Origin of the sequence: Accumulibacter sp. (genome assembly GCF_031732815.1) — a bacterium.
Classification (GTDB): domain Bacteria; phylum Pseudomonadota; class Gammaproteobacteria; order Burkholderiales; family Rhodocyclaceae; genus Accumulibacter.
The window spans coordinates 1-6,184 of record NZ_JAVMKF010000029.1; the positions used below are offsets into that span (position 1 = coordinate 1).

Here is a 6,184-nt window from a genome sequence, read left to right on the forward strand (position 1 = left end):
GCCTTCCGCAAGGCGGGGCTCGACCCGGAGAAGCCGCCGAAGACCTGGGCTGAGGCACAGAATGCCGCCGACAAGCTGTTCGACGCGGGAGTTGCCTGCCCGTACACGACGTCGTGGCCGTCTTGGGTGCATATCGACAACCAGAGTGCCTGGAACGGTGTCGAGGTCGCCGACGCGAAAGGCCGGCTGAAGTTCAACAGCCTGGTGCAGGTCAAGCATACGGCGATGATGACCACCTGGGCGAAGGCGCGTTTCTTCATCTATTTCGGGCGGCGCGACGAAGCGGACCGACGCTTTGCGGCCGGCGAGTGCGGCATGTTGACCAGCTCCTCAGCCCTTTTTGCGGCGCTGAGCGACAACCGGAAGGCGGACACCGGAGTTTCCGCGCTGCCCTACCACGAGGATGCGCAGGGCGCACCCTATCAGACGCTCGCCGACGGCGCTTCGCTGTGGGTAGGCGCCGGCAAGAAGCCGGCCGAGTACAAGGCGGTCGCGCGTTTCGTCAGTTTCCTGATGGACGCTGAACAACAAGTGGAAATGACCGCTGCCGCGGGTTTTCTGCCGATGACTCCGGCCGCTGTGGCCGCTGCGGGCAGCAAGCTGCTGAAGGCCGACCTCGCCGGGCTGAACGTTGCCCGTCGCCAGTTGCAGGGTCCGCTTGCCCTGCGCGCCTTGCGCGTTTCGCAGATCGAACCGGTGCGCATCATCGTCGAGGAGGAACTCGAGGCCTCGTGGTCGGGCCGCACGCCGGCCAAGCAGGCGCTCGACATCGCCGTCCAGCGCGGCAACGCGGCTCTCCCGGCCGCACTGCGCGCACGCGTCTTGAAGTGAGCGGCAAGCGGCTGGCCTGGGCCTTGCCACACGTCATTGCGCACCGCTGCGGCGGTGCGCTGGCCCCGGAAAACACCCTCGCCGGCTTGCGTCTGGCGGCCTGCCTCGGCTTCCGCGCGGTCGAATTCGACGTCATGCTCTCGGCCGACGGAACGCCGTGGCTGCTGCACGACGAAACGCTGGAGCGGACGACGAACGGTCGCGGGCCGCTTGCGGCAACGGCCGACCGGGTGCTGGCCGGACTCGACGCGGGTGCAGCGCACCACCCGGCGTTTGCCGGCGAGCCGCTGCCGACGCTGGCCGCGGCGGCCGCCCTCTGCCAGCAGCTTGGCCTGCAGGCCAATGTCGAGATCAAGCCAGCCGCCGGGCGCGCAGCCGAGACCGGCGCGGTCGTCGCGCGCTGCGTGCGCGAATTCTGGGCGGGCCATCCGCTGCCGCTCGTCTCGTCCTTTTCGCGGGCAGCGCTGGACGCCGCACGCGCGAGCGTTGCCGAGTTGCCGCTAGCCTGCCTCTACGAGCAAGTCGACGACGACTGGCGCCAGCGCGTTGCCGAACTCGAGGCAGCGACGCTGAATGTCGATGCCAACCGGCTCGACGACGGCGTGCTGGCCAGTGCCCGCCAGGCGGGGATTCCCGTCCTCGCCTACACGGTCAACGACGTGTCGACGGCGCATGCACTGCGCCGGCGCGGCGTGCAGGCCGTGTTCAGTGATCGCCTCGACCTTTTCGCCGGTTTCTGAACGGCCCGCGACGGTAGCCGCGCTGCTGCGCGGAAGTCTCGGCTGGCGGGCGCTGACGATACTTTCAAGTTAGAATCGCGACTCTTCGAACTACCCCCGCAGCCGGACGAAAACCCCCATGAAAAGCGCTGAAATCCGCGACAAGTTCCTGAAGTTCTTCGCCTCGAAAGGTCACCAGATCGTTGCTTCGAGTTCGCTCGTGCCGCACGCCGACCCGACCTTGCTGTTTACCAACGCCGGCATGAACCAGTTCAAGGATGTCTTCCTGGGTTTCGACAAGCGACCTTACCTGCGCGCCACGACGGCCCAGAAGTGCGTTCGCGCAGGTGGCAAGCACAATGATCTGGAGAATGTCGGCTACACCGCGCGGCATCACACCTTCTTCGAGATGCTGGGCAATTTTTCCTTTGGCGACTATTTCAAGCGCGACGCGATCCGCTACGCCTGGGAGCTGCTGGTCGAGGTCTACGGACTGCCGCCTGATCGCCTGTGGGTCACCGTCTACGCCGAAGACGATGAGGCTTACGACATCTGGACCAAGGATATCGGCGTAGCCAGCGAGCGCGTCGTGCGCATCGGCGACAACAAGGGCGCCCGCTACGCTTCGGACAATTTCTGGATGATGGGGGATACCGGCCCGTGCGGGCCGTGCACCGAGATCTTTTACGACCACGGCGAAGGGATTCCCGGCGGCCCACCAGGTTCGCCCGACGACGACGGCGACCGCTACATCGAAATCTGGAACAACGTCTTCATGCAGTTCAATCGCGACGAAGCCGGCGTCATGCACCTGCTGCCAAAACCGTCGGTCGATACCGGAATGGGGCTGGAACGGACGGCCGCTGTCCTCCAGCACGTGCACAGCAACTACGAGATCGACCTCTTCGTCCGCCTGATCGCCGCCGCGGCGCGCGAGACCGCGTGCGCGGACATGGACAGTCCGTCGCTGCGCGTACTCGCCGACCACATCCGCGCCTGTGCCTTCCTGATTGCCGACGGCGTGATTCCCGGCAACGAGGGGCGCGGTTACGTGCTGCGTCGAATCATCCGGCGCGCCATCCGGCACGGTTACAAGCTCGGCGCGCGCGCCGCCTTCTTCCACCGCCTGGTGCCCGATCTGGTGAGCGAAATGGGCGACGCGTACCCCGAACTGGTCGCTGGCCAGGAACGCGTCAGCGAGATCCTGCGCCAGGAGGAAGTCCGCTTCTTCGAGACGATCGAACACGGGATGAGCATTCTCGAGGGCGAACTCGCCGCCCTCGCCGGGCGCGGCGTGTTCAACGGCGAAACCGCGTTCAAACTGCACGATACTTTCGGCTTCCCGCTCGACCTGACGGCGGATGTCTGTCGCGAACGCGGCGTCAGCGTCGACGTCGCCGCCTTCGATGCCGCGATGGCGCGCCAGAAGGAGCAGGCGCGCGCCGCCGGAAAGTTCCGCATGGCAGCGGCGCTCGACTATAGTGGCCCGGCAACCGCTTTTCACGGTTACGAGACGCTGGAGGCGGCCGGCAAGGTGCTTGCCCTGTACCGCGAGGGCAGCCCGGTCGATCAGCTTGCCGAAGGCGAGGTCGGCGTCGTCGTCCTCGACCACACGCCGTTCTACGCCGAATCAGGCGGCCAGGTGGGTGACCGTGGAACGTTGCAGACGGCACAGGGGATTTTTTCGGTCGAGGATACGCAGAAGATCCAGGCGAGCGTTTTCGGTCACCAGGGGCTGGTGCGCACCGGCATCGTGCGCCTTGGCGACAATGTCGCGGCGCGCGTCGACAAGCTGGCGCGGCAACGCACGGTGCGCAACCATTCGGCGACGCACCTGATGCACCGCGCGCTGCGCGAGGTTCTCGGCAGCCACGTGCAGCAGAAGGGCTCGCTCGTCGACGCCGAGAAGACGCGTTTCGACTTTGCCCACACGGCACCGATGAGCGCCGACGAACTCCGCCGCGTCGAGATCATCGTGAACAATGAAATCCTCGCCAACGTCGCCAGCCAGGCGCAGATCCTGCCGCTCGAAGAGGCCCGGCGCAGCGGTGCAATGATGCTCTTCGGCGAAAAGTATGGCGACGAGGTGCGCGTTCTGACGATTGGGTCGTCGAAAGAGCTGTGCGGCGGCGTGCACGTCGTGCGCAGCGGTGACATCGGCCTGTTCAAGATCGTCGCCGAAACCGGCGTCGCGGCTGGCGTGCGGCGTATCGAGGCGGTTACCGGCGACACCGCGGTCGCTTTCGTGCAGCAGCAACAGGCGGTGCTCGCCGACGCTGCGGCAGCGGTCAAGGCACCGCTCGGCGAAGTGCCGGCGCGGCTGGCACAGGTGCTCGACAACGTGCGTGCGCTGGAAAAGGACATTGCCCGGCTGAAGGCGAAGCTGGCAGCAACGCAGGGCGACGACCTGCTGGCCCGTGCGGTCGCCGTCAAGGGAGTACGCGTCGTCGCCGCCGACATGGAAGGCGCCGACGTCAACACGCTGCGTTCGACGATCGACAAACTGCGCGACAAACTGAAATCGGCGGCGGTCGTCCTCGCCTCGACGAGCGACGGCAAGGTGACGCTGATCGCCGGCGTGACGCCCGATCTGACCGGCAAAGTGAAAGCCGGTGAGCTGGTCAACATGGTCGCCCGGCAGATCGGCGGCAAGGGCGGCGGCCGTGCCGACATGGCGCAGGCCGGCGGCAGCGACCCGAGCGGACTGCCGGCTGCCCTCGCCTCGGTCGCCGGCTGGGTCGCCGAGCGCCTGTGAAGCGCGCGTCGCCCGCCACACGCCCGGCAGCGCGCTGATGCAGCACTTCGCCAGCGACAACTACGCCGGCATCTGCCCGGAAGCCCTGGCCGCGCTGGTCGCGGCCAACGAAGGCCAGGCGCGCGCCTACGGCGACGACGAATGGACGCTGCGCGCCGCCGACCGTCTGCGCGAAGTGTTTGAGACCGACTGCGACGTCTACTTCGTTTTCAATGGCACGGCGGCCAATTCGCTGGCGCTCGCCGCACTCTGCCAGTCGTACCACAGCGTCATCTGCCACCAGCTTGCGCACGTCGAGACCGACGAATGCGGTGCTCCGGAGTTCTTTTCGAACGGCGCCAAGTTGCTCGCCGTCGGCGGTGAGGGCGGCAAGCTGACGCCGTCGGCCATCCGCGAGACGGTCACCCGACGCAGCGACATCCACTACCCGAAGCCGAAGGTCGTCACCCTGACGCAGACGACCGAGGTCGCAACCGTCTACCGACCGGCCGAGATCAGCGCCGTCGCCACGGTCGCGCACGATTTCGGGCTGCGCGTGCATATGGACGGTGCACGCTTCGCCAACGCAGTCGCCGCCCTCGGCGTCAGCCCGGCCGACCTGAGCTGGCGCGCCGGCGTCGATGTGCTGTGCTTCGGCGGCACCAAGATGGGCTTGCCGGTGGGCGAGGCGGTCGTCTTTTTCGACCGCCGGCTGGCCGAAGACTTTGCCTACCGCTGCAAGCAGGCCGGCCAGCTCGCCTCGAAGATGCGCTTCCTGGCCGCCCCCTGGCTCGGCATGCTGGCCGACGGCGCCTGGCTGCGGCACGCGCAACACGCCAATGCGATGGCCCGCCGGCTCGCCGCCGGCTTCGCCGAAGCAGCCGGCCTGCCGGCACTCTTTCCGGTCGACGCGAACGGCGTTTTCGTCCGCCTGCCGAGCAGCATCGAGCAAGGGCTGCGCGAGCGCGGCTGGCTGTTCTACAACTTCATCGGCGCCGGCGGCGCGCGCTTCATGTGCGGCTGGGATACGACGCCGGAAACGGTCGATCGTCTGATCGGCGACCTGCGCAACCTGGCGCAAACGGCATGATCAGCGAGTGGGAGTTCTGCCCGCGCTGTGGCGACCGGCTGGAGACGCTCGAAGCCGCCGGCCGGCTACGCCTGAGCTGTCGTTCTTCGTGCGGCTTCGTCCATTGGGACAACCCCGCACCGGTGCTCGCCGCGCTGGTCGAATTGCAGGGAAGGATCGTCCTCGCCCGCAATCAGGCGTGGGCGCCAGGCGCTTTCGGTCTGATCACCGGATTTCTCGAACGCGACGAGGATCCGGCCGACGGTGTCGCGCGCGAAGTCGAGGAAGAACTCGGCCTGAGCACCTCAGCGGTCAGCCTGATCGGCGTTTACCCGTTTTCCCGCCGGCACGAGGTGATCATCGCCTACCATGTCGTCGCCAGCGGGGCGATCGTCCTCAACGAAGAACTTGCCGAGTATCGGCTGATCGCGCCCGAGAAGCTCAAAGCTTGGGATTTCGGCACTGGCTTGGCGGTACGCGACTGGCTTGCCCGTCGCGCGAAAGCCGGCACACCCGCTCGCTCGCCCTGAGCAGGGCAGTGGCGCGCCAGCGCCGCGCGGCCGGCGTCCACCTCCCCGATCTTCGCCAGTCGACCCTGTTCTGTCCCACTCTTCCCCAGTCACCCAGCGAAAGGAAAAGCGTCATGTTGATGTCCACCACCCCGGCCATCGAAGGCCGTTCGATCACCCGCTACCATGGCGTCGTCACCGGCGAAGCGATCATCGGCGCCAACTTTCTCAAGGACATGTTTGCTGCCGTACGCGATTTCGTCGGCGGCCGCGCCGGCGCCTACGAGAAGACCTTGCGCAGCGCCCGCGAAACCGCCTTCGC

The 6,184-nt window shown here is 67.0% G+C and carries 6 protein-coding genes; all 6 read left to right on the plus strand.

Going from position 1 to position 6,184, the window contains the following annotated elements; translation table 11 throughout:
- On the plus strand, nt 1-831 hold an 831-nt coding region (locus RKP46_RS02495; RefSeq protein ID WP_311105161.1), incomplete at its 5' end, for an extracellular solute-binding protein.
- Nucleotides 828-1,571 carry a glycerophosphodiester phosphodiesterase gene (ugpQ, locus tag RKP46_RS02500; RefSeq protein ID WP_311105162.1) on the plus strand — a complete coding sequence of 248 codons (744 nt, stop codon included), beginning with the start codon at nt 828-830 and terminating at the stop codon, nt 1,569-1,571. The genes RKP46_RS02495 and ugpQ, both read left to right, overlap by 4 nt.
- Before the next feature lie 118 nt (nt 1,572-1,689).
- Nucleotides 1,690-4,305, plus strand: coding sequence for an alanine--tRNA ligase (gene alaS, locus RKP46_RS02505; protein ID WP_311105163.1), 2,616 nt, complete (start codon nt 1,690-1,692; stop codon nt 4,303-4,305).
- A 37-nt stretch (nt 4,306-4,342) separates the two neighbouring features.
- Nucleotides 4,343-5,374 (plus strand): low specificity L-threonine aldolase, encoded by a 1,032-nt coding sequence (locus RKP46_RS02510; RefSeq protein WP_311105164.1) that lies wholly within the window; start codon nt 4,343-4,345, stop codon nt 5,372-5,374.
- Nucleotides 5,371-5,883 (plus strand): NUDIX domain-containing protein, encoded by a 513-nt coding sequence (locus tag RKP46_RS02515; RefSeq protein ID WP_311105165.1) that lies wholly within the window; start codon nt 5,371-5,373, stop codon nt 5,881-5,883. The genes RKP46_RS02510 and RKP46_RS02515 overlap by 4 nt, the downstream gene beginning before the upstream one ends.
- Nucleotides 5,884-5,996: 113 nt before the next feature.
- Nucleotides 5,997-6,184, plus strand: a 188-nt coding sequence (locus tag RKP46_RS02520; protein WP_311105166.1) for a heavy metal-binding domain-containing protein, incomplete at its 3' end; no start/stop codon positions are given.

Coding starts and splice junctions, on each gene's coding strand:
- alaS (WP_311105163.1), top strand. CDS start 1,690: ATGAAAAGCGCTGAAATCCGCGACAAGTTCCTGAAGTTCTTCGCCTCG.
- RKP46_RS02510 (WP_311105164.1), top strand. CDS start 4,343: ATGCAGCACTTCGCCAGCGACAACTACGCCGGCATCTGCCCGGAAGCC.
- RKP46_RS02515 (WP_311105165.1), top strand. CDS start 5,371: ATGATCAGCGAGTGGGAGTTCTGCCCGCGCTGTGGCGACCGGCTGGAG.